We start from the raw sequence: 20,424 nt of genomic DNA, 5'->3' as shown, positions 1-20,424 counted from the left end.
ATGTGCACTGTTTTCGGCAATTGCCGCTATAGAAGTGGGAGATGGCCGATGTTTGAGTGCATGTTCCCGACTTATTGGTCAGATGTGGCCTAGAGCGGTTGTAAGGTTTTAAACCAAACACGCAAGAAAAAGCCCGACACGACGGTCGGGCTTTTCGGTGCAACGCATTCGGGCTTAACCCATGTGCTCTTGATCCAGGATGATCGCGTTGTCCAGCGTCTCCAGCAGCGCTTTGCGCGTTTTCAACTTGGTGTTTTTGTGGGCGATCATGTTGAGCTTCTTCAACTGACGAGCCGCCGCCAGCGCCGCGCCTTGCAGCTCTTCGGCCGACACCACCTTATCGAGGAAACCGGCATCCACGGCGCTTTGCGGGTTGAACATCTCGGCGTTGATCACCGCGCGATGAAACGCCGACTTGCGCAGACGATCACGGGCCAGCTCGATACCGGCGTGGTGCATGGTCATGCCGATCTGCACTTCGTTCAGGCCAATGCTGAACGGGCCATCGACACCAATGCGGTAGTCGGCCGACAACAGAATAAATGCACCCTTGGCCACCGCATGCCCAGGACAGGCCACGACCACCGGGAACGGGTGCGACAGCAGACGACGAGCCAGAGTCGAACCCGCAGCCACCAGCGCCATGGCCTCGTTAGGGCCGGCCGTCATCACCTTCAAGTCATAACCACCCGACAAAATCCCCGGCTGACCGGTAATGATCACCACCGCCCGATCCTCCACCGCCCGATCCAGCGCAGCGTTAAACGCAACAATCACGTCCGGCGAGATGGCATTGACCTTGCCATTGCTCAAGGTCAGGGTCGCGATACCGTCTTCGAGATGGTAGGAAATCAACTCACTCATGACGCTAATCCTTCAAATAAAGTAGGGCAGACGTTACCCACCGCTGTAGGTCAGGTAAAGCGCTGTGACTGACCGCCCGGTCACCCTTTTCCCCGCCCGGCAAGCGTTGCCGGCCACGCCAGCCGCGCATTCCCCTCTATATAGAAGAGGGCGCGAAGCCGGAGATTGGCGGGTTTGCCATGGCACGGCACCCACCGGAACGACTAAATCGCTAACCGCATGAAAATTCTGCAAAAAAAATTTGCCATCAGAAAAGCTTTCGACTACATTAGCGCGCCTCGACAGACAGAACATGTTTGACGAGATACGGTGAAGTGTCCGAGTGGCTTAAGGAGCACGCCTGGAAAGTGTGTATACAGGAAACTGTATCGAGAGTTCGAATCTCTCCTTCACCGCCAAATTCGATGTACACAAAACCCCTGATTTCGAGAGAAATCAGGGGTTTTGTGGTTTCTGGTGTCTGGGTTTTTCAATCATGGCCGCCGCTGGCTCAGGCGCATCAGTAAAGGCGCGTCCGAAAATGATGTAGGACAAGTGCCAGGCGTGTGGGAAGTAATGCTGGAAAGCCAGGCGGTTGGGTGCTTCCATAGGTTTCAGCACCTCACATGAGCCATCTCGGGAAGGGGTATTTTTTTTGCGCCTCTAGGGTACAAAATGAATCAAAGGGCAGTACAAATGACGCCCCCCATTATCCGGAGCGGACGTACGCACGTTATGCAGGAAATGACCATGAAACAGGCAGAGCTGGAAAAGGTTCATGTGGAGATCGTCAAACTGATCGCTGAACAGCGCAAGCTGAACGCCGAGGCCGGCAAGATGACCCGTGAGACTTTTTGGTATCCAGTGGCAGTTGCTATTGGGCTGATTGGTACGGTAGCTACCGTTACTGCGGTGTTGATCAAGCTGCTCTAATACCCAATTCTAGCGCCGTTTCCTGTTGTTTCACCTTATCGATCACGGCTCTGCTGATGTGCGCCATGTCATCACTTGCCATCGCAGCCACCCCTGAAATCTTCCCCGACGCAGCCACCAGCGACCCGGCAAAGCTCGGCTGGAATGGTCGGCTCCCCACCACCCGCTGATGTCCGGGTTGCCTTGAGTCGTTATCCCCAGTTCAACTGATGCCGGGCTTTTTGTTTTCATCACCTGGCTACCGAGGAATAATGCGCGCTTCTATGAAGAAGGACATCTCATGATCACCACCACTACCCACACCATTGAAGGCCGGCAAATCACCGCTTACCTGGACATCGTCAGCGCCGAGTCGGTGCAGGGCGTTAACGTGATCCGCGATATGTTTGCCGGAATGCGGGATTTTTTCGGTGGGCGTTCTCAGACGTTGGAGCGGGCATTGAAGGATGCGCGGACTCAGGCGACCGACGAGATCAAGGAGCGGGCGCGGGCGCTTCAGGCGGATGCGGTGGTGGGGCTCGATTATGAGATCAGCATGCCGGCCGGCAAGGGGGGGATGGTGGTGGTGTTTGTGACCGGGACGGCGGTCAAACTGAGGTAGGTCGCTGTAAGCCGATCTTGGGCGCGCGGTGCTGGCCATTCGTCGGGCATGTAACGATCTGAATCACAAGTCTGGGAATGACCGGCTAGTCTCAAAATCCAGGGTGGTCGATATTTTTCAGGCAAAAAGGGCTTGCCGGTATCGACCCGTTTTGAGAGGAGCGAAGATATGGCTGAGCCGTATATCGAAGACGACGGGGCAGAGTTTCCAATCAATGATTGCGTGCAGTGTGGTCAGACGGACTATGTGCCGAGCTTCGGTGAAGACCGTGTCCAGATCAACAAAATCAAATCCGCAGTGCCTCGAACCCGAGGGCCCAAATCGAAATTCATGCCCAAGCTGGGGGCGCCTTCCAGGAAGTAAACCGATAACAGCACGAACCCCGCCATTGAGCGGGGTTTCTTGTTTTTGAAGGGTTGAAAGCGTGGCTCGTTGGCAATGCCGAGAAATGTCCTACAACTTTTCGAGCGTTGGTGGTTTTTTCACAAACTTTTCACACCGGCCTACGTAGGCTCAGCTCATCCGTTAGAAAGCAGTACCCTGGCCCGTCTCCCCAGCGGGCTTTTTTTTGCCTGTCATAAAACCTTTTGCATAAACGCTGTCCAACCGTCGCCAATGGCGAGGTTGTTCCGGTTTTGTGTCTGGACTTTGCCTCCTCTAAAGCATTCAATTTCCGGCCTTTCCGTTCCCCTTTTTTTTGAGGTTCTTGTGATGCGTTTGACACTGCCTGCCCTGGTTCTGGGCCTTTTGGTTGCTCAAGGTGCGATGGCTGCCGGTGACGGCACGGCTGCGCTCGGTGGTGGTTTGGGTGGTGCGTTGGGTAATGTGATCGGCCAGAAAATGGGCGGCAGCACCGGTGCCGCCATTGGTGCTGGCGTAGCGGGCGCAGCCGGCAGCGCTGTTGCCGCACGTAAAGGCAGCCGCACCAAAGCGGCCATCGGCGGCGGTGTCGGCGCGGCGGGCGGTTCGGTGATCGGCAACAGCCTGGGCGGCAAGACCGGCTCCACCATCGGCGCAGGCCTGGGTGGTGCATTGGGCGGCGGCGTGGGCAGCAACCTGTCCAAAAAGGGTCACTGATCCTGAATGATCCGCTGAAAAAGCCCGGCTAGATGCCGGGCTTTTTCGTTTTTGAACGTTTTTCCCGCATGTGGCTCAAATCTCGTACAGTCGGTGTTTGATTTGCTGTTCAACAGACGCAGATGCCAGCTGAGGCTATCCGCGGCATGTTCTCTTCCCCAATGCGGAAATTAGAGGTGCATATCATGCGTTTGACATTGTCCACGGTGTTTCTAGGGTTTTTGGTCGCTCAGGGCGCAATGGCGGCCGGCAACGGCGACGCTGCAGTCGGCGGTGGTCTTGGCGGTGTGTTGGGCAACGTAGTCGGCGGGCAGTTGGGCGGCAGCACCGGAGCTGCGGTGGGCGCTGGCGTCGGCGGTGCGGCAGGCAGTGCGGTCGGTGCGCGCAAGGGCAGTCGCACAGAAGCAGCCGTTGGCGGTGGTCTCGGCGCGGCGGGCGGTTCGGTGATCGGCAACAGCCTGGGCGGCTCGACTGGTTCGGCCATTGGCGCAGGTGTGGGCGGTGCAGCCGGTGGCGCGGTGGGCAGCAGCTTGGGTGATGATCGCGGCAGCTCGCATTCCGGTGGCGGCAATTACAAACACAAGCATAAAAATAAGTACAAGCATCGCTAACTCGATATCGAGTGACAGTAGAAACCCGGCCCTGTGCCGGGTTTTTCATTTCTGTCGATAGGACTCTGGAACGATTGGCTGTAGGACGTTTCGAACTTTATATACACCTGAACGTTGTGAGGCATGCCATGACCCCGGAAACCGAAGACAAGGAAGAAGAAGGCCCGATCAACGATCCCGGCAATGAAGATCCGGGGTCTCTGATGGACGACGCCACAGTGCCGCTCAACGATGCCGATGATGCAGGCGGCGTGGGCAACTACGAGAATGATGAGTATGACGAGGAAGACGACGAGTGATCGGTTTTTGGGGGCGGGACGACCAATCGTCCTTCTGATCGAACGCGTCTATCGTGTCATCCTCGAAAGGTCAGGACCTGCTTTGCAGGTCCAATGAGAGGTGCGTTATGAACGCTGACCCGAAAGACTCCGATATCGACGATACCCCCGAATATCCGCTGCCTTCTCCCACCAATTCCCTGCGCCGTGACCAGCGCCCGCCCGACGATGACGACACGGCTGTGGAGCAAGTGCCCGCCGATGATGTGAAGCGTGGGAATGTGGAAGCCGACCCGGAAGACCCGGACATTGCCGGTGATGACGCCTCGGGTGAACCGAGCTGAAGCCTGTGCGGTGGTGCATCGCCGCTTGTCGATTGCGCAGCACCTTTAAAAGGCGATCACTGCCAGAGGTCAGGTAAAGCACTCTTTAAAGGAGATGCATCATGATCAGGTCAAAACTGACAGCGCTGACGGTAGTTGGCTTATTGTCGATCAGTTCATTGGCGGCGTTTGCTCAATCTACTGGCCGCGATGCGCCGGTCGACAAGGGGGGGATGCCACCTTACTCGGAAATGAATGCGGGTACTTCGGATGGGAAGGCGCTGCCACCGGAGACTGTTGGTGGTGGGAATGGCGGCGATGCCAACGGGAGTAGCACCAGCCCGGAGGAGGGAAGTGGGTCGATGAATGGTGGAAGTTCGATGGGGAGTGGTTCTGGAAGTGGGGCTGGAGAGTCAGGTGGTTCTGGGGTGAGTGGAGGCAGGGCAGATAAAACCGGTAATTCGGGTGGCTGAAGTCAGATTCTTTACCGTTGCACTGAGCCCAGCGTCGAGCTGGGCTTCGGTGTTTGCACAGGAGTTCAAAGTTTCCTGACCTCTTTTTCGACCGCTAATCCTCTTCAATATCTGATTCAAACCAGCGCATAAAGAAGTCTCGCTGAACCTCCGGATCGTTGGTAAGGTTATTTTCTTCATAGTCAAAAATATTTACCAGGTCATTCCTTGTTGCATACTTACCTAATGTGAGTTCATATGCTTTTACTCCAAGCGACATCTGCGAGGACATGCTGGAAGGGTGTACGTTTATTTTTGCTCCTTTGCACAGGAAGGTTACATCACTATGGTCTTGCCTGATATGGCTCAAGCAAATATAAAAATTATCACCTGTGTATGATTGTTGATATCCATTTTTCATGACGAAAGTAATGGTCAGGTTTTCTGAGTCACAGAGAAACTCCGCGGATTGACGCTTGTCATTTTTGATTATTACAATCTCTATGCTATCCAAGTTCCATTTCCAGCTCGGATTTAAAGGTGGTGTTACCTGGTGTGCGAACATTAGCAAAGAAGGGCGTAACGCCGAGAGTATCTGATCTATTGATTTTGCCTTGGATTACTTGTCTTGAACGCTATCAGGGTTTTTTGCGGAGGCTAAATGAATTAGTCTTCTTTAAGCTGGGTCTTAGCTTTTATTGAGTTAATTTGACTTGGTCGAAAATGGCTTATCCATTGGTGATGGAAGTCTATTTGTTCAGAGATGTCATTGGTGATGTTTTTGTCCTCGAAATCAAAAATGTGAACAATATTATCTCGTGATGCTGCTTCTCCAAGTTTCATCTCATAAGCTACAGCTCCATCGCTCATCTGAGAGTACATTCGTGAAGGGAGTACATTAAGTTTTGCTCCTTTGCAAAGAAATTTTATTTATGGGAAATCTCGTCGGATTTGTGCCAGGCATAAATAAAGGTCATGGTCGGTGTAAGTTTTTCTGAATCCATTTTCCATTGTGAACGTCAGTGAACTAAAGCGCTCTTCAAGAGTTGCGGTTTGAATGGTATTGCCGAATTGTAATTTTATGTAGTGTTTCATTGTATTTGCTCTGTGTGCCAAATTTTATTAGTTGTGATCAACTGCGGCTGTTGTCTTTAGGTTTTGTTTGGTGTTGTAATTGTCAGTGATTCGATCCAGTTCTGATAGAATTTTTTTTGTTCTTCAATATTGTTAGTGATGTTTTCGTCTTCGTAGTCGAAAATTCGCACTAGGTCCTCTTCTTCGCTGGGTTTTCCAAGTTTAAGTTCGTATGCGACTAAGCCGCTAGACATTTGGGAGGACATTCGTGAAGGATGAACGTTTAACTTGGCTCCTTTGCACAGAAATTTTATTTCAGGGTAGTCGGCTCTTAACATGCCAAAGCATACATAAAGGTCATAGGCTGAATAAATTTTGGTTGAACCACTTCGCATCGTAAATGTGAGTGTCGGATTTTTTCTGTTGCATTCGATTATGGCTGTCTCTATGGCTCCATGATTGTTTATTAGTATTTCTATTGGTTTCATGGTTGCTTCCTGTAAGGGTTGGGTATTGAGTAGCCCTTATAGCTACCATCATCATGGACGGGGGTGGCGCCGACGATGTCGTGATTTTTTATTCCTCCCGGGAACGCTATCTCAACCTCACGCCGATGTGGTGACATTATACCAAGTTCTTTATTTACATCGATTCCGTTAATGTTTTTCAGTACATATACATAGCCGTCGTCAAGCCAGTAGCCTGTGGCAAACTTTTTTGCCTCATTTTCGCTCGTCGAAGTACTGACAAAGTAACTAGGAGGACTTCTGTTATCCAATGCGTGCATGTACAGATCTGTACTATCTCCCAAAGGTTCAAATCCTGCTTCAAAAATTTCCCATGGTTCTCGGTCGTCACCACGGTACAAATAATAGTTCTCTTGTTTTGGATTTGGGGTTCCAGGCTCCCCCTCATCAACCACAGCCTTACCCGCCGGATCCTCATCCCCAAACGACGGCTTCTTACACCCATCCCCCCCAGGGCACTCACTCAACCCCAACGGATCAACCCAACCCACCGGATTGCGCGTGTACTGATACCCGTTTAACCCGCCCGCCAACTTGCTCGGGTCCGGCGTCAGGTACCGCCCGACATCCGGATTGTAGTAGCGATGCCGGTTGTAATGCAGGCCGGTTTCCGCGTCGAAATACTGCCCTTGAAAGCGCAGCGGCTGATCGAGGACCTGATGGGTGTCGCGGGTGAGGCGGGTGAGGCGGCCATACGCGGTGTATCGAGCGGCCCAGATGATGTCGCCGCTGTAGTCGGTGAGTTCTTGCGGGGTGCCGAGGTGGTCGAGTTGGTAATAAAACGGGCAGGCCTTGCGCGGGCCTTTGCCGTCGAGCATCGCCAGCGGGCGGAAGCTGACGGGTTCATAGACATAGCTGCGGTAGTGCTCGCGACTGCTTTCAGCGACAAGGTTGTCGCCCTGCCAGAAAAACTCGGTGGTTTTACCGTCGACGGTTTTGGTAATGCGACGGCCGAAAGCGTCATAGCGATAAGTTGAGCAACGACCGTCCGGGGTGGTGACGCCGACCAACCGATGCTGGCAGTCATAACGGTATTCAGTGACGAGTTTCTGCCTGGTACCACGGCGTTCGCGGATGAGGTTGCCGAAGGTGTCGTAATCGAAGTGGCAGTCGCCGTGCATCAACAGGCGGTTGCCTTTGACGGTGGCCGGGCCCGGGCGGTCCTGCATCAGCAGGTTGCTGGCCGGGTCGTGGGCGAAGCTTTCCGGTGGCTGATCGCGAGAGTGGCGCACGCGGATCAGGCGGTTCAGCGAGTCGTACTGGTAGCTACGTTGGCCATGGCGGGTGTCGGCGATGCTGTCGAGATTGCCATTGAGGCTGTAGGCATAGTCGCGGCGATACAGCGGATGTTGGTGTTGGCCGACGGCGTGGGCCTTCAGGCGACCCTGTTCGTCATAGGCGTATTCACTGAGCAACAGACCCTGTTGACGCTGCTGTTCGCGGCCGAAGACAAATTGGTGGCTGGTGAGGCGTGCGCCGTTGAGGTCAATGGCGGTCAGCGCGCCGCCCTTGGCGTGGTGGTAATCGAGTTTGCTGCCGTCTGGCAGACGCAGGCGGTTGAGCTGGCCGCAGGCGTCGTAGCCATAACGCAAGGTGCCCCAGCCCTGGTGTTCGGTGATCAGGCGGTCTTGTTGGTCGTATTCGAATTCCAGCGGGTGGTCGTGGCCGTCGTCGACGCTGGTCAGTCGGCCGAGGCGGTCGTAGCGGTACGCGATCTGAGTCCCGTCGGGTAGGGTCTTGACCAACAGGTGTCCGGCCAAATCCCGTTGATAGCCCGTGACCAGCTGCGAGCCGTCGTCGCCGAACTCGGTTTTCTCCAGCAGATGGCCGTTGAGGTCATAGGCATAGGCGGTGCGGCGACCGTCGAAACCGGTTTCCTGTCGGATCAATCCGTTGGACGTGTAGTCCAGCCGATAGTGTTCGCCGGATTCGTTCTCGATTTCCGTGAGCAGCAGCTGCGCGTTGTCGTAGCGATATTTGAGCTGGGTGCCGTCGGGGTTGATCCGGCGGCTGACCAGGTGCAAATCGTCGACGTATTCGTAACGAGTGACGCGGCCCAGCTCGTCGCGTTTGGCGGTGACCTTGCCATAGGCGTTGTAGCTGAACGCGCGCGTGGCGCCGGTAGGCAATGTCGTCTGGACCAGTCGGCCGACGGCGTCCCATTGGTAGCGGGTGACCGCACCGTGTTCGTCCTGACGAGTCGTCTGCCGCCCCAGCGCATCGTAGGAAAAGCGTCGTTGCCCACCGTCCGGCAGTGTTTCCTCAAGCAACTGGCCCAAGGCATTCCAGACGAATACATGGCGACTGGCGTCCGGGTAGCGGATCGACAACAGCCGGCCCTGAGGGTCGTAGTGATAGTGAGTGGCCTGGCCATCGGGATCGGTGGCCTCGGTGACATCGCCCTGAGCATTGCGCTGGTATTTCCACACTGCTTGGCCGCGATTGCGCGCATGCAGGAAACCGTTGCGGTATTCGTAGGTCGTTGGCTCATCTTGCGGTGGAATCAACGCCACCAGCCTTCCGACTTCGTCGTAGCGGTATTCGGTGACGGCCCCCAGCGGATCCTGCTCGGCCACCAACCGACCCTGCTCGTCATAGGCCTTGAGCTGTTCGCCGCCATTGAGCTCAACCCGGTGCACTAGTCGCGCCCGGTCGTCATGGACGTAAACTTCTTCGCTGCCGTCGATGTTCTGGACCGTGACGCTGCCTTGGTCATCCCAGGCGTAGCGCGTGTCCACTTGCGCGAACGACGCCCAATGCCGCACGCAGCGTGCCGCCTTGCCGGACCGCTGCCACTCCCAGAAGAAACTCGCGCCACCGGCCAGTTGCCGCTGCAGGATGACGTGCCGGTCGTCGTAGTCGTAGCGCTCGTTTTCCCCTGCGGCATTGGTCGCTGCGATCAAGCGTTGGCGGGCGTCGTAGCGATAGGAAACCAGTGTCTGCTCTGTATGCCAGGCCTCACCCGGGGCATCGCCGGAGTGAAACGACTGGTATTCGACGGCCACAAGGTGCCTGCGCTCGTAGCGAAACAACAACGAACGCCCGGCGCCGTTGTCGAGGCGCTGGATGCGTTCCTGCCGGTCGCGGGTGATGCGCAATCGGTTGTCGTAGGCATCGCTGATCGCCGTCAGCCAGCCGTTGTGAAAGTGGTAGAAACGCGTGTCGTCGCCAGCCTGGGCGAGGATCAGCTCTTCGGGTGCATCGCCCAGATAAATCGCCGCGCGCGACAGGCTGTTATGGATCGCAGGGCGTTCGACACTCGGCAGCGGGAACGTGGTGCGGCGGTTTTCGTGGTCGATCCAGATGACGGTGTCGCCGTCGATTTCCAATCGATGGGCGAGCGAATGGCTCCAGCCAAAGCCGAGGCCGCAGTCGATCTCGGCGGCACTGGTGCGGTAGAGCCGGGTGAAGTCGAACGGCAGGATGCCGTCCAGCGAACCATCGGTGAGGGTCAGCAGTTCTTCGCCGGTGACCATCGATACCGGGCACCCGTTCTTGCAGGTCGACGGCACACAAGTGGCGCTGTCGCCGTTGGGGTTTTTTGCCTGATTCGGTGCATCGTCGTGAGGTTCGTGACGACCCAGCCGGGTCATGTCTGTGGATTTGTCGCGAGCAATGGCAACCGGATTGCTCACCTGCACAATCGGTGAGGCGCCGGCGCTGATCTGTAGCGGAACCGTCGGTGCAGGTTTCAGCGGTACATTCCGCACGCTGACCACGAGCGGTTTGAGCGCGCCAGCGTGGGCTGTCAGGTCGGATTTGGCCGTCAGCCCGGCCAACCGCAAACTGGCCGCCGCCAACCACTGCCGAGCCCGCGGGGACTTGATCTTGTCCAGTAATTTGGCGCTCATGCCGAGCTTCAGGCCCGTAGGACCGATGAGACGTACCAACAGGAAGCTGATCAATATTTCCGTACGAATTTGCGCCACGACTTCGGCGATGTACTGCGGCGGCAACATCCTCAGCCAACTGGTGAACGCCGCGAGATGGATGAACATCAATGGCTCATCGCTCAACATCAGCAACACATTGGCAATGGTTTCAGCCGAAGCGTTCAGCAGCGTCTCAAGCTCGCCTTGGGTCAGGTACTCAAGGAGTTTTTCGCTGTTGCCTTGCAGGTCTGCCACCAGGGCGTAGACCTGCTTCACGTCATCCCACAAACCGTGCAGCGAATGCTCGAAGCCGCGCCAGTCAGCCTGTTGCAGCAAGCCGTAGCGCTGGGTGAACCCTGCCTCGGAAAACCCCGCCCACAAAGGTTCGAATTCGCTCGTCCATTCATTGCGCAACCAGCCTTCCAGTTCGCCGATCACGCTTTGATAGGAGGCGTAGAGCGCTTTGACGTGTTCAGTGGAGACATTGGGAAAGAAGGTGATGCGATAGCGATGGCCACGCCAGCATTCGGGGATTTCGAGAATGCCGCTGGGGCCGATGGTTGCGTGGACGGGCTCACCGAAGATCTGTTCACCATTGCGCTGCGAGATAACCGGCTCGAGCATCACCGGCGTATCGCCGATCGGCACGAAACGCGCGGCTTCAAACATATGCACCAGGGTCAACGGACCACTGGCCGGGCACATGGCAAGCGTCGAGCTGACAGGAACGGTGGAGTCCTTCGGCGCGCTGAGCCGGACTTCGTTGCCGACCTTGAACGCTTGCTCGACGTTCAGCGCGCCAGCGGTCCAGAAGTTTTCCGCCCAGGCCTCGTAGTCGTTGAGGCAGAGTCGGAAATCACCGAGCAGCGCTTCGACGTCCGGCTGCTCGGGGTTCATGGCGGCGACCACCAACAGACCGATGGCGTTGTTCAAGGCCAGGACCTTGTCAGGTTCGAACATTCGCAATCCCTCGCGCCGATTAATTTGGAGCGAGAGACTTTGCGGGGGATCAAAAAGGAAAGAAGTCGGGAAAGGAGGTGTTTGGTGTAGGGGAAATCGCTAAATCATCGCAGGCGCCTCGATACAGGTTTTTGTATCCGCCAGGCATTGCCCGTTGCTCTCTGCCAAGTGCGCTCGCTATGCTGCTGAACCCTTTAATCCATCACGGACCCGGTCGTGCCTGAGCCGCTCCTGGGATGTCATGAGAAAACGGATCAGATGCGATGAATGCACCCTTGGATGAGTTCGGCCCGATCAAGGCCGTGATTTTCGATATGGACGGCTTGCTGCTGGATACCGAGGGCATTTACACCGAGGTCACCTCCATCATTGCCCAGCGTTATGGCCGGACCTTCGACTGGAGCGTCAAACAGAACATCATCGGCCGCGGCGCGGGTGATCTGGCGCGCTATGTGGTCGAGGCGCTGGACCTGCCGATCACCGCCGAAGAGTTTCTGGTGATCCGCGAGCCACTGATGTGCGAGCGTTTTCCGACGGCGTTGGCGATGCCCGGCGCAGAGGAGCTGGTTAGGCACTTGAAAGCCAACCACATTCCTATTGCGGTGGGCACCAGTTCGTCGCGTCAGTCGTTCGGTCAGAAAACCACTTTGCACCGCGACTGGTTCGCGTTGTTCGACTTCATTGTCACCGCTGACGACCCGGAAGTGGGCGCGGCCAAACCGGCACCGGATATTTTCCTGACAGCGGCGCGGCGCTTGGGTGTCGCACCCCGGGATTGCCTGGTGTTCGAGGATTCGCCGTTCGGCGTCACTGCCGCGAAAGCGGCGGGGATGACGGCGATTGCGGTCCCGGATGCGGCGATGGCCGACGAAAAATACGCGCATGCCGATGGCATTCTTCGTACGTTGAAGGCGTTCAAGCCCAGTGCATGTGGCTTGCCGGCACTCGAGTGGGTTTAACGCCGGTAGCCGGTAAATGTGGGAGCGGGCTTGCTCGCGAAGTGGGCGTGTCAGGCAACATCAATGTCGACTGATACGACGCCTTCGCGAACAAGCTCGCTCCCACAGTGAGCTGCATCAGGCGCCGAAACCACCGTCGATGGTCAGGCTGGCACCGGTGATGTAGCCGGCTTCGGGACCGACAAGGTAGGCCACGAAACTGGCGATTTCTTCTGCTTTGCCGTAACGGCCCACGGCCATCAGCGGGATCAGGCTTTCGGCGAAATCACCGTCGGCCGGGTTCATGTCGGTGTCGACCGGGCCCGGTTGCACGTTGTTGATGGTGATACCCCGTGGACCGAGGTCGCGAGCCAGGCCTTTGGTCAGGCCGACCAGCGCCGATTTGCTCATGGCGTACGGGCCGCCACCGGCGAAGGGCATGCGCTCGGCGTTGGTGCTGCCTATGTTGATGATGCGACCGCCTTCGGTCATGTGTTTGGCTGCTTCCTGGGTGGCGATGAACACGCTACGTACGTTGATGGCCAGGGTCTGGTCGAAATCTTCGAGTTTGAAGTCTTCCAGCGGTGCGACAGCCAGAACGCCTGCGTTGTTGACCAGGATGTCCAGGCGACCGAAGGCTTCGACGGTGGCGTTCACGGCATTGCGAATGGCGACGGCATCGGCGCTGTCGGCCTTGATGGCCAGGGCTTTGCCGCCAGCGCTGGTGATGCTGTTTTGCAGGTCTTCGGCTTTGGCGGTAGAGCTGACGTAAGTGAAGGCGACGGTAGCGCCTTCGGAGGCCAGGCGTTTGACGATGGCAGCGCCGATGCCGCGTGAGCCGCCTTGAATCAGAGCTACTTTACCGCTGAGGTGTTGAGTGGTCATGTCGATCTCCAGAAATTCAAGGCGGGCTGCCTTGTTGTCGGAGTCGAGTATCGGCCTCGCATTACCCTGAGGGTAGACCGTTATTGCTATAGTCTGTGTAAACCAAAAGTTTATAGTGGCGCCTATGGAAACCTTCAGCAGTATCGAATGCTTCGTGCGTAGCGCCGAGGTCGGCAGCTTCGCCGAAGCCGCGCGGCGCTTGAGCCTAACGCCGGCGGCGGTGGGCAAGAGCGTCGCCAAGCTGGAGGCGCGACTGGGTGTGCGGCTCTTCCAGCGCAGCACGCGCAGCTTGACGCTCACCGAGGCCGGTCAGCTGTTTCTCGGCGAAGTCAGCGCCAGCCTGCACACGATCCAGAATGCCGTGGCCAACCTGGCCAGCGCCGAGGGACGCCCGGCGGGAACGCTGAAGGTCAGCATGGGCACGGTGTTCGGGCGTTTGTACATCGTACCGTTGCTCGGAGAGTTTCTGCGGCGCTTTCCGGCGATCAACCCGGACTGGCATTTCGACAACCGCCAGGTTGACCTGATCGGCCAGGGTTTCGATGCGGCGATTGGTGGCGGATTCGAGCTGCCCCAAGGCTTGGTGGCGCGCAAGCTGACGTCCGCTCATCGGGTGTTGGTGGCCTCAGCCGAGTACCTGGCGGGGCACGAGGCGATCGTCGAGCCCGACGACCTCAAGCACCACGATGGCATCTTGATACGCTCGCCGCAGACGGGGCGCGTGCGTTCCTGGCAGTTGACCAGCCGAACCCGGCAACACAGCCCGCTGACACTCAAGGCGCGGATGACCATGAGCGATTCGCAAGCCGCTTGTGCCGCGGCGGCCCAGGGTTTGGGCATCGCATTGGTCAGCATGCCGTTCGCCGTGGGCTATCTGGATGCCGAAACGTTGCAGCGGGTGTTGCCCGACTGGCATGTCGATGACGGCAACATCTCTATCTATTACGCCGAGCACAAACTGCTGCCGGGCAAGACCCGGGCGTTTGTCGATTTCATCATTGAGCAGTTTGCGGAGCAGGGGTTGGGGCAGCGATTTAGTGCGCTTTGAACCTGGCATAAGACCGAGGTGTGGCCATCGCGGGCAAGCCACGCTCCCACAGGGTGTTGTGCAAAACCCTGTGGGAGCGTGGCTTGCCCGCGATAAACGATAACGCGATCTACCGCCCAAACCGCCCCGGCCAACCAATAATGGTCTTCGGCCGAGGCGTCGCATACGTCCGCACTTTCGACGTCGACAACCCCAACCGCACCAGTGATTCGGCAATGGTCACCGCCGCCGTCACGCCATCCACCACCGGTACGCCGGTGCGCTGACGAATCTGTTCATCCAGCCCGGCCATGCCGCCACAGCCCAGGCAAATCACCTCGGCCTTGTCCTCGCTCACCGCCAATTCCGCCTGCCGGACAATCGCCTCCAGCGCACGCTCTGGATCGGATTCCAGCTCCAGTACCGCCAACCCGCTGGCCCGCACCGACGCGCAGCGGTCCCAGAGCCCGGACAATTTGAGGCGATCCTCGATCAGCGGCACGGTACGGTCCAGGGTGGTGACCACCGAGTAGGCATGGCCGAGGAACATCGCGGTGCTGGCGCCGGCATCGGTGATGTCCACCACCGGCACGTTGAGCAACTCCTGCAAACCTTCGCGACCGTGCTCGCCATACCCGGCCTGGATCACCGCATCGAAGGGCTGGTCGTAGGACATGACCCGATCCATCACCGCGATGGCGGCCAGGTAGCTTTCGAAATTGCCTTCGATGGAGTCGGCACCAAAATGCGGAGTCAGGCCGATGATTTGCGTGCCGGGCGAGGCCACGGATTGGGCCTGGCGGGCGATGGCCTGGGTGATGGATTCGGTGGTATTGACGTTGACCACGAGAATTCGCATGGGAAGTCCTTTATTAATGGCTGACATTATCGACCGCGATGGCTTCGCCGCTGACATCGGCGTAGTAGGGCTGCCGTTTGGCGATGATCAGGTAAAGCATCCCTGCAATTGCGGCGCCAATCAGCCAGGAGAACGGCGATACGTTGTCGAAACCTGGAGCCAGGGCCAGGACAATGGCGATCATGGCTGCCGGAATGAACGCCGCCACGGCACGCAGATTGACGCCATAGCTGTAGTAATAATCGCCATCGGGATCTTCGCTGTACAACTGCGGCACGTTGATCCGGCCTTTTCGTACCTGCCAGTAGTCGACCATGATCACCCCGTACAACGGGCCGAGCAGGGCACCGAGGCCGGACAGGAAATACACGATCACCAGCGGGCTGTTGTAGAGGTTCCACGGCAGGATCAGCACCGCGATGGTTGCACTGATCAGCCCGGCGCGGCGGAAGGTCAGGTACTTGGGCGCCAGGTTGCTCAGGACGAAGGCCGGGGCCACGAAGTTGGCCATGATGTTCACTGCCACGGTGACAATCAGGAACGCCAGGCAACCGAGTACCAGAAAGAAGGTATTGGGAATCGACGCGATGATCTCCGTCGGGCTTTCGATGATCCGGCCATTGATCTGAAATTGCGCACCGCATAGCAGGACGGTGATCCCGGCGAACACCAGAATGTTGACAGGCAGACCCCAGAAATTTCCGACCCGGATGGTCTTGCGGCAGGGCGAAGAGCGGGCGAAGTCGCAGAAGTTCAGGATCAACGTGCCGTAGATCGATAGCCACAAGGCGCCGCCGGCAAAGATGTTGCGCCACATCTCGCCGCCGGTCAGTGGTTCGCGAATCGACCAGGCAATGGTGGCGTTGGCCTGGAAGTACATCCACCCGGCGAGGGCGGCGACGGTCAGTAAAATCACCGGGCCGGCAAACGCCTCGTAACGTCGCACCATTTCCATGCCATAGGCCAGAATCGCCAACTGCACGAACCAGATCGCCACGAAACACACCCAGCCCAGGCTCGACAGCCCGAGGATCGAGTTATGGTCGTAATCGGCGAAGCCGGGATGCACCGCCGTCAGCAATACGCGAAAGACCACTGACGCCAGGTACGTCTGAATTCCAAACCAGGCAATGGCGATAATGGCGCGAATCAATGCAGGAATCTGCGCCCCATGGATGCCGAAACTGATGCGGCTGATCACCGGAAACGGCACACCGGTTTTCTGGCCCATGTAACCGGACAGGTTCATGAAGCAATACACCAGCGTCGCACCGATTCCCAGGGACAGCAGAATCTGCCAGCCGCCCAGGCCCAGTGCGTATAGGCCAATGGCGAAGGAGTAGTTGGCAATGTTGTGCACATCGTTTGTCCACAGGGCAAAGATGCTGTAACGACCCCAGCGCCGGCCTTCAGCCTTGGTCGGTGCCAGGTCCTTGTTGTGCAGGCGGGGGCTGAGCACGACGGGTGGCTGAAACGTTTGATCGTGAATGACAGACGTGGAAAGGGGGGAGGGCAGATCCAGCGCGATGTTGTTATCGGGGAGGCTAGTACGCATTCCGGCAGGCTCCTGAAGCTCGTTGCCGCGATGACTGTGCATGAGCGTGGGCTCGACAAATCTTCGTCGCGGGCGGGAGGGCATCCTTGGTTACGGGGCATCTGCAGCCTGTACGGGATAGGGCGCTTCAGGCTTGCGGATCTAAAGTGTGTGTATGTTTTTGTATTTATTGTATACAAAACATGTGTTCACTTAAGCCAGATTTGTGCCAGCCCCTGATCTATTAATTTCAGCGTTAATTTCGTTTTGTTATTGATTGAAGCTAAGTAGCTGAAAAAATGGCGATATAAATTGACCGATTGAACAGGTATTTATTTCGACGGGGATTTTCTGGAAATGATCGACTGAGGAAGTCAGGAGAGGGGGATGTAACTTTTTGGGGCTTTGAAACTAAAAATGCACACAAATATGGCACTTATGGTGACATTTATGTGTACAGAATTATTCTGGTTGACCCAGGATCAGTGTGGGAGCGAGCTTGCTCGCGAAGAGGCAGTCACGTTCAACACTGATGTTGACTGACAGTCCGCCTTCGCGAGCAAGCCCGCTCCCACAGGGGATTGCATAGGGCGAGGGGATCAGGCCTTGGATTTGCTGATGATATTGCCCGCATGCAGCCCGCATTCTTTCTGCGTGGCTTCTTCCCACCACCAACGACCTTCGCGCTCATGCTGGTTCGGCAGCACTGGGCGGGTGCAAGGCTCGCAACCGATGCTGATGAACCCGCGCTCATGCAGGCTGTTGTACGGCAGCTCCAGCATGCGGATGTAGCCCCAGATCTCTTCGCTGGTCATCTGTGCCAGCGGGTTGAATTTGTACAGGGTGCGCTCCGGCGTGGAGAACGCGGTGTCGATTTCCAGCACCGCGACGGCGCTGCGGGTGCCCGGGCTCTGGTCCCGACGCTGGCCGGTGGCCCAGGCGGTCACGCCAGACAGTTTGCGACGCAGCGGCTCGATCTTGCGAATGCCGCAGCACTCGCCATGGCCGTCCTTGTAGAAACTGAACAGGCCTTTTTCCTTCACGAAAGGTTCGAGTTTGGTGTAGTCCGGCGACACCACTTCGATGTCTATCTTGTAGTGCTCGCGCACCTGTTCGATGAAGCGGTAGGTCTCGGGGTGCAAGCGGCCGGTGTCGAGGCTGAACACTTTGACGTTTTTGTTCAGCTTCCAGGCCATGTCCACCAGCACCACATCCTCGGCGCCGCTGAAAGATATCCACAGGTCATCGCCGAACTCGGCAAACGCGAGTTTCAGGATGTCCTGAGCGGATTTGTTGGCATAGGTCGTGGCGAGTTCCACGACATCGAACGATGGGCTCATCAGGGCGGCTTCCTACAGGTCGGTGGCGCTGGGCGCTCTATATGTGCCTGATGGTAACAAAATCCTGCGGCGGCTGGTGTGCCCTCTGCGTTGCACAGAGGGAGGCTAGTCGCTAGAGTTCGGCAGTCCCTTTGCTCGCTCGACTCAATAAACAGTACAAATAGGAGTGTCTTGTGGAAATTGCCTGTCTGGATCTTGAAGGTGTGCTGGTCCCGGAAATCTGGATCGCCTTTGCCGAAAAAACCGGGATCGACTCCCTCAGGGCCACCACTCGGGACATTCCCGACTACGACGTGTTGATGAAGCAGCGTCTGCGGATTCTCGACGAGCACGGCCTGAAGCTTTCCGACATCCAGGAAGTGATCGCCACGCTCAAGCCCCTGGAGGGCGCCATCGAGTTCGTCGACTGGCTGCGTGAGCGTTTTCAGGTGGTGATTCTGTCAGACACCTTTTACGAATTTTCCCAGCCGCTGATGCGCCAGCTGGGCTTCCCGACTTTGCTTTGCCATCGCTTGATCACTGACGATGCCGGTCGGGTCACGGGCTATCAGTTGCGTCAGAAAGATCCCAAGCGTCAGTCGGTGTTGGCGTTCAAGAGCCTCTACTATCGGGTGATTGCGGCGGGCGACTCCTACAACGACACCACGATGCTGGGCGAGGCGGATGCCGGGATTCTGTTCCATGCGCCGGACAATGTGATTCGCGAGTTTCCACAGTTCCCGGCGGTGCACAGCTTTGCCGAGTTGAAGCAGGAATTCATCAAGGCTTCGAACCGCAACCTGAGCCTGTAAACCCGATCCTGTGGCGAGGGAGCTTGCTCCCTCGCCACATAAAAGTGCGGTATCAGAGGCTCTGCAACGTATCGAGCAACACCTTCACCTTGGTAATCGATTCCTGATACTCCGCCTGCCAATCCGAATCCGCGACGATCCCGCCGCCGCCCCAGCAGCACACCTGCCCATCCTTGACCAACAAACTGCGAATGGCGATGGAGCTGTCCATCTCCCCGCGCACGTCCAGGTACAGCAATGAACCGCAGTACAACCCACGACGGGTCGGTTCCAGCTCATCGATGATCTGCATGGCCCGAATCTTCGGCGCGCCGGTAATCGAACCGCCGGGGAAGCTGCCGGCGATCAGATCCAGCGCATCCTTGTCATCCGCCAGCTCGCCGGTAACGCTGCTCACCAGATGATGCACGTTCGGATAGCTTTCCAGGCTGAACAGCTCCGGCACCCGCACCGAGCCGATGCGGCAGGTACGACCGAGGTCGTTGCGCAGCAGGTCGACGATCATCAGATTTTCCGCGCGGTCCTTGGGGCTGGCCAGCAGTTCGGCGGCGTTCGCCGCATCTTCGGCAGCGGTCAGCCCGCGGGGGCGGGTGCCTTTGATCGGGCGGGTTTCGACGTGGCGTTCGCTGACTTTGACGAAACGCTCCGGCGACAGGCTCAGCACGGCGCCGCCGTCGGGCAGGCTCTGGAAGCCGGAAAACGGTGTCGGGCACGCCGCCCGCAGCGCGCAATAGGCGGCCCACGGATCGCCCTGGCATTGCGCGCGAAAGCGCTGGGCGAAGTTGACCTGATAGCAGTCGCCGGCCTGGATGTACTGCTGAATGCGTTCGAGAGCCTGCCGATAGTCATCGGCGCTCAGGTCGGCGTTCATCGGGCCGTCCAGTTTGAAAGGCTGGACTTTCTGAGGTGCCGGTTGGGTGAACAGTTCGATCAGTCGCTGTCGTTCGCTGTCGATCAGCGTCGGGTGGAACACCAGTTGACTGGTGGCCAGGTGGTGATCGCTGATCAGTGCCCAGTCGTACAGCCCGAAACGTGCATCGGGCAAATGCAGGTCGTCCCGCGCCTGGCTCGGCAGGTGTTCCAGATGCCGGCCAAAGTCGTAGCTCAGGTAGCCGATCAGGCCACCGGCGAAAGGCAGGTCGACAGGAACAGTGGCTTCACCGAGTCGGGTCAGGTTGTCGCGAAGGCGTTGCAGGAAATGGCTGCCGCTTTCATTCGGTAATACAGCCAGTTGCTCCAGCGGCCAGGCGCTGAGCAGGTCATAACGCCCGCGCTCGGCGCTCGGCCGGCCGCTGTCGAGCAGCACGGCACCGGGGGCATGACGAATCGCCGCGAAGTACTCGGCGGGGTTGGCGCGATAGGGCAGCGGGTGTACGGAACAGGTCAACATGGGCGGGGCAGATCAGCCATCGAGGCGGGGGAGCGATTGTAGTCCTCTGCAGGATTTGCTCCTAGAGGGGATGTCGGGGATTGGCAGGTTGAGAGCTTTAGTGACTGTC

22 protein-coding genes and 1 tRNA gene are annotated in these 20,424 nt (G+C 57.7%); 12 read left to right on the top strand and 11 right to left on the bottom strand.

Annotated elements, in window-relative coordinates:
- Positions 1-174: 174 nt before the first annotated feature.
- On the bottom strand, positions 175-864 hold the full coding sequence (locus QMK51_RS19330; RefSeq protein ID WP_258696809.1) for a crotonase/enoyl-CoA hydratase family protein: 690 nt from the start codon (positions 862-864) through the stop codon (positions 175-177).
- Positions 865-1,172: 308 nt separating this feature from the next.
- Between QMK51_RS19330 and QMK51_RS19325 the strand changes: the two genes are divergently transcribed.
- Positions 1,173-1,262, top strand: a tRNA-Ser gene (locus tag QMK51_RS19325).
- Between the two features lie 37 nt (positions 1,263-1,299).
- Here the strand turns inward: QMK51_RS19325 and QMK51_RS19320 are convergent.
- Positions 1,300-1,452 (bottom strand): hypothetical protein, encoded by a 153-nt coding sequence (locus QMK51_RS19320; RefSeq protein WP_320391275.1) that lies wholly within the window; start codon positions 1,450-1,452, stop codon positions 1,300-1,302.
- Positions 1,453-1,593: 141 nt separating this feature from the next.
- On the opposite strand from QMK51_RS19320, the gene QMK51_RS19315 reads away from it, so the two are divergent.
- From QMK51_RS19315 to QMK51_RS19280, 8 genes are all read left to right on the top strand, one after another.
- Positions 1,594-1,776, top strand: a complete 183-nt coding sequence (locus tag QMK51_RS19315) for a hypothetical protein (RefSeq protein ID WP_253551729.1) — start codon at positions 1,594-1,596, stop codon at positions 1,774-1,776.
- A 280-nt stretch (positions 1,777-2,056) separates the two neighbouring features.
- Entirely contained in the window at positions 2,057-2,377 is a 321-nt protein-coding gene (locus QMK51_RS19310) for a YbjQ family protein (protein ID WP_258696807.1), read from the top strand.
- 168 nt (positions 2,378-2,545) lie between these two features.
- Positions 2,546-2,740, top strand: coding sequence for a hypothetical protein (locus tag QMK51_RS19305; protein WP_258696806.1), 195 nt, complete (start codon positions 2,546-2,548; stop codon positions 2,738-2,740).
- A 348-nt stretch (positions 2,741-3,088) separates the two neighbouring features.
- The gene (locus QMK51_RS19300) at positions 3,089-3,454 is read left to right on the top strand and encodes a hypothetical protein (protein WP_008072998.1); all 366 of its coding nucleotides are present in this window, start codon (positions 3,089-3,091) and stop codon (positions 3,452-3,454) included.
- 185 nt (positions 3,455-3,639) lie between these two features.
- Positions 3,640-4,065, top strand: a complete 426-nt coding sequence (locus QMK51_RS19295) for a glycine zipper domain-containing protein (protein ID WP_320391274.1) — start codon at positions 3,640-3,642, stop codon at positions 4,063-4,065.
- A gap of 128 nt (positions 4,066-4,193) precedes the next feature.
- Complete coding sequence (locus QMK51_RS19290) at positions 4,194-4,364, top strand: hypothetical protein (RefSeq protein ID WP_320391273.1); 171 nt, start codon at positions 4,194-4,196, stop codon at positions 4,362-4,364.
- 107 nt (positions 4,365-4,471) lie between these two features.
- The gene (locus tag QMK51_RS19285) at positions 4,472-4,687 is read left to right on the top strand and encodes a hypothetical protein (RefSeq protein WP_258696803.1); all 216 of its coding nucleotides are present in this window, start codon (positions 4,472-4,474) and stop codon (positions 4,685-4,687) included.
- Between the two features lie 101 nt (positions 4,688-4,788).
- Positions 4,789-5,139 carry a hypothetical protein gene (locus tag QMK51_RS19280; protein ID WP_320391272.1) on the top strand — a complete coding sequence of 117 codons (351 nt, stop codon included), beginning with the start codon at positions 4,789-4,791 and terminating at the stop codon, positions 5,137-5,139.
- A 94-nt stretch (positions 5,140-5,233) separates the two neighbouring features.
- Here QMK51_RS19280 and QMK51_RS19275 read toward each other — a convergent pair whose 3' ends face one another.
- The 4 genes from QMK51_RS19275 to QMK51_RS19260 form a co-directional block, all read right to left on the bottom strand.
- The gene (locus QMK51_RS19275) at positions 5,234-5,632 is read right to left on the bottom strand and encodes a hypothetical protein (protein WP_320391271.1); all 399 of its coding nucleotides are present in this window, start codon (positions 5,630-5,632) and stop codon (positions 5,234-5,236) included.
- A 152-nt stretch (positions 5,633-5,784) separates the two neighbouring features.
- Entirely contained in the window at positions 5,785-5,988 is a 204-nt protein-coding gene (locus QMK51_RS19270) for a hypothetical protein (protein WP_320391270.1), read from the bottom strand.
- Positions 5,989-6,269: 281 nt separating this feature from the next.
- Positions 6,270-6,680 carry a hypothetical protein gene (locus QMK51_RS19265; RefSeq protein WP_320391269.1) on the bottom strand — a complete coding sequence of 137 codons (411 nt, stop codon included), beginning with the start codon at positions 6,678-6,680 and terminating at the stop codon, positions 6,270-6,272.
- Positions 6,677-11,551 carry an RHS repeat-associated core domain-containing protein gene (locus tag QMK51_RS19260; protein ID WP_320391268.1) on the bottom strand — a complete coding sequence of 1,625 codons (4,875 nt, stop codon included), beginning with the start codon at positions 11,549-11,551 and terminating at the stop codon, positions 6,677-6,679. The genes QMK51_RS19265 and QMK51_RS19260 overlap by 4 nt, the downstream gene beginning before the upstream one ends.
- Positions 11,552-11,814: 263 nt before the next feature.
- Between QMK51_RS19260 and QMK51_RS19255 the strand changes: the two genes are divergently transcribed.
- Complete coding sequence (locus QMK51_RS19255) at positions 11,815-12,510, top strand: HAD-IA family hydrolase (protein WP_258696799.1); 696 nt, start codon at positions 11,815-11,817, stop codon at positions 12,508-12,510.
- A 117-nt stretch (positions 12,511-12,627) separates the two neighbouring features.
- Here QMK51_RS19255 and QMK51_RS19250 read toward each other — a convergent pair whose 3' ends face one another.
- Positions 12,628-13,374 (bottom strand): 3-oxoacyl-ACP reductase family protein, encoded by a 747-nt coding sequence (locus QMK51_RS19250; protein ID WP_258696798.1) that lies wholly within the window; start codon positions 13,372-13,374, stop codon positions 12,628-12,630.
- Between the two features lie 124 nt (positions 13,375-13,498).
- Here QMK51_RS19250 and QMK51_RS19245 point away from each other — a divergent pair, with 124 nt between their 5' ends.
- Positions 13,499-14,422: a LysR family transcriptional regulator gene (locus tag QMK51_RS19245; RefSeq protein WP_320391267.1), complete on the top strand. Its 924-nt coding sequence runs from the start codon at positions 13,499-13,501 to the stop codon at positions 14,420-14,422.
- Positions 14,423-14,531: 109 nt separating this feature from the next.
- Here the strand turns inward: QMK51_RS19245 and QMK51_RS19240 are convergent, their stop codons facing one another.
- The 3 genes from QMK51_RS19240 to QMK51_RS19230 form a co-directional block, all read right to left on the bottom strand.
- On the bottom strand, positions 14,532-15,260 hold the full coding sequence (locus QMK51_RS19240) for an aspartate/glutamate racemase family protein (protein WP_320391266.1): 729 nt from the start codon (positions 15,258-15,260) through the stop codon (positions 14,532-14,534).
- A 13-nt stretch (positions 15,261-15,273) separates the two neighbouring features.
- A complete protein-coding gene (locus QMK51_RS19235; RefSeq protein WP_320391265.1) occupies positions 15,274-16,815 on the bottom strand; it encodes an NCS1 family nucleobase:cation symporter-1 in 1,542 nt (513 codons plus the stop codon).
- 578 nt (positions 16,816-17,393) lie between these two features.
- Entirely contained in the window at positions 17,394-18,134 is a 741-nt protein-coding gene (locus tag QMK51_RS19230) for a phosphoadenylyl-sulfate reductase (RefSeq protein WP_008074131.1), read from the bottom strand.
- 173 nt (positions 18,135-18,307) lie between these two features.
- Between QMK51_RS19230 and thrH the strand changes: the two genes are divergently transcribed.
- A complete protein-coding gene (gene thrH, locus QMK51_RS19225; protein WP_320391264.1) occupies positions 18,308-18,925 on the top strand; it encodes a bifunctional phosphoserine phosphatase/homoserine phosphotransferase ThrH in 618 nt (205 codons plus the stop codon).
- A gap of 52 nt (positions 18,926-18,977) precedes the next feature.
- Here thrH and pabB read toward each other — a convergent pair whose 3' ends face one another.
- A complete protein-coding gene (pabB, locus tag QMK51_RS19220; protein WP_320391263.1) occupies positions 18,978-20,315 on the bottom strand; it encodes an aminodeoxychorismate synthase component I in 1,338 nt (445 codons plus the stop codon).
- Positions 20,316-20,424: the final 109 nt, after the last annotated feature.

Source organism: Pseudomonas sp. P9_31, from assembly GCF_034008235.1.
Taxonomy (GTDB): domain Bacteria; phylum Pseudomonadota; class Gammaproteobacteria; order Pseudomonadales; family Pseudomonadaceae; genus Aquipseudomonas.
The sequence above is the reverse complement of the archived record's forward strand: the minus strand, read 5'-3'. Positions and strand labels throughout refer to the sequence as shown.

Bases quoted from the DNA above. Each gene is read 5' to 3' on its own strand.
- QMK51_RS19330 (WP_258696809.1), bottom strand. From the start codon at position 864: ATGAGTGAGTTGATTTCCTACCATCTCGAAGACGGTATCGCGACCCTG.
- QMK51_RS19320 (WP_320391275.1), bottom strand. From the start codon at position 1,452: ATGGAAGCACCCAACCGCCTGGCTTTCCAGCATTACTTCCCACACGCC.
- QMK51_RS19315 (WP_253551729.1), top strand. From the start codon at position 1,594: ATGAAACAGGCAGAGCTGGAAAAGGTTCATGTGGAGATCGTCAAACTG.
- QMK51_RS19310 (WP_258696807.1), top strand. From the start codon at position 2,057: ATGATCACCACCACTACCCACACCATTGAAGGCCGGCAAATCACCGCT.
- QMK51_RS19305 (WP_258696806.1), top strand. From the start codon at position 2,546: ATGGCTGAGCCGTATATCGAAGACGACGGGGCAGAGTTTCCAATCAAT.
- QMK51_RS19300 (WP_008072998.1), top strand. From the start codon at position 3,089: ATGCGTTTGACACTGCCTGCCCTGGTTCTGGGCCTTTTGGTTGCTCAA.
- QMK51_RS19295 (WP_320391274.1), top strand. From the start codon at position 3,640: ATGCGTTTGACATTGTCCACGGTGTTTCTAGGGTTTTTGGTCGCTCAG.
- QMK51_RS19290 (WP_320391273.1), top strand. From the start codon at position 4,194: ATGACCCCGGAAACCGAAGACAAGGAAGAAGAAGGCCCGATCAACGAT.
- QMK51_RS19285 (WP_258696803.1), top strand. From the start codon at position 4,472: ATGAACGCTGACCCGAAAGACTCCGATATCGACGATACCCCCGAATAT.
- QMK51_RS19280 (WP_320391272.1), top strand. From the start codon at position 4,789: ATGATCAGGTCAAAACTGACAGCGCTGACGGTAGTTGGCTTATTGTCG.
- QMK51_RS19270 (WP_320391270.1), bottom strand. From the start codon at position 5,988: ATGAGCGATGGAGCTGTAGCTTATGAGATGAAACTTGGAGAAGCAGCA.
- QMK51_RS19265 (WP_320391269.1), bottom strand. From the start codon at position 6,680: ATGAAACCAATAGAAATACTAATAAACAATCATGGAGCCATAGAGACA.
- QMK51_RS19260 (WP_320391268.1), bottom strand. From the start codon at position 11,551: ATGTTCGAACCTGACAAGGTCCTGGCCTTGAACAACGCCATCGGTCTG.
- QMK51_RS19255 (WP_258696799.1), top strand. From the start codon at position 11,815: ATGAATGCACCCTTGGATGAGTTCGGCCCGATCAAGGCCGTGATTTTC.
- QMK51_RS19250 (WP_258696798.1), bottom strand. From the start codon at position 13,374: ATGACCACTCAACACCTCAGCGGTAAAGTAGCTCTGATTCAAGGCGGC.
- QMK51_RS19245 (WP_320391267.1), top strand. From the start codon at position 13,499: ATGGAAACCTTCAGCAGTATCGAATGCTTCGTGCGTAGCGCCGAGGTC.
- QMK51_RS19240 (WP_320391266.1), bottom strand. From the start codon at position 15,260: ATGCGAATTCTCGTGGTCAACGTCAATACCACCGAATCCATCACCCAG.
- QMK51_RS19235 (WP_320391265.1), bottom strand. From the start codon at position 16,815: ATGCGTACTAGCCTCCCCGATAACAACATCGCGCTGGATCTGCCCTCC.
- QMK51_RS19230 (WP_008074131.1), bottom strand. From the start codon at position 18,134: ATGAGCCCATCGTTCGATGTCGTGGAACTCGCCACGACCTATGCCAAC.
- pabB (WP_320391263.1), bottom strand. From the start codon at position 20,315: ATGTTGACCTGTTCCGTACACCCGCTGCCCTATCGCGCCAACCCCGCC.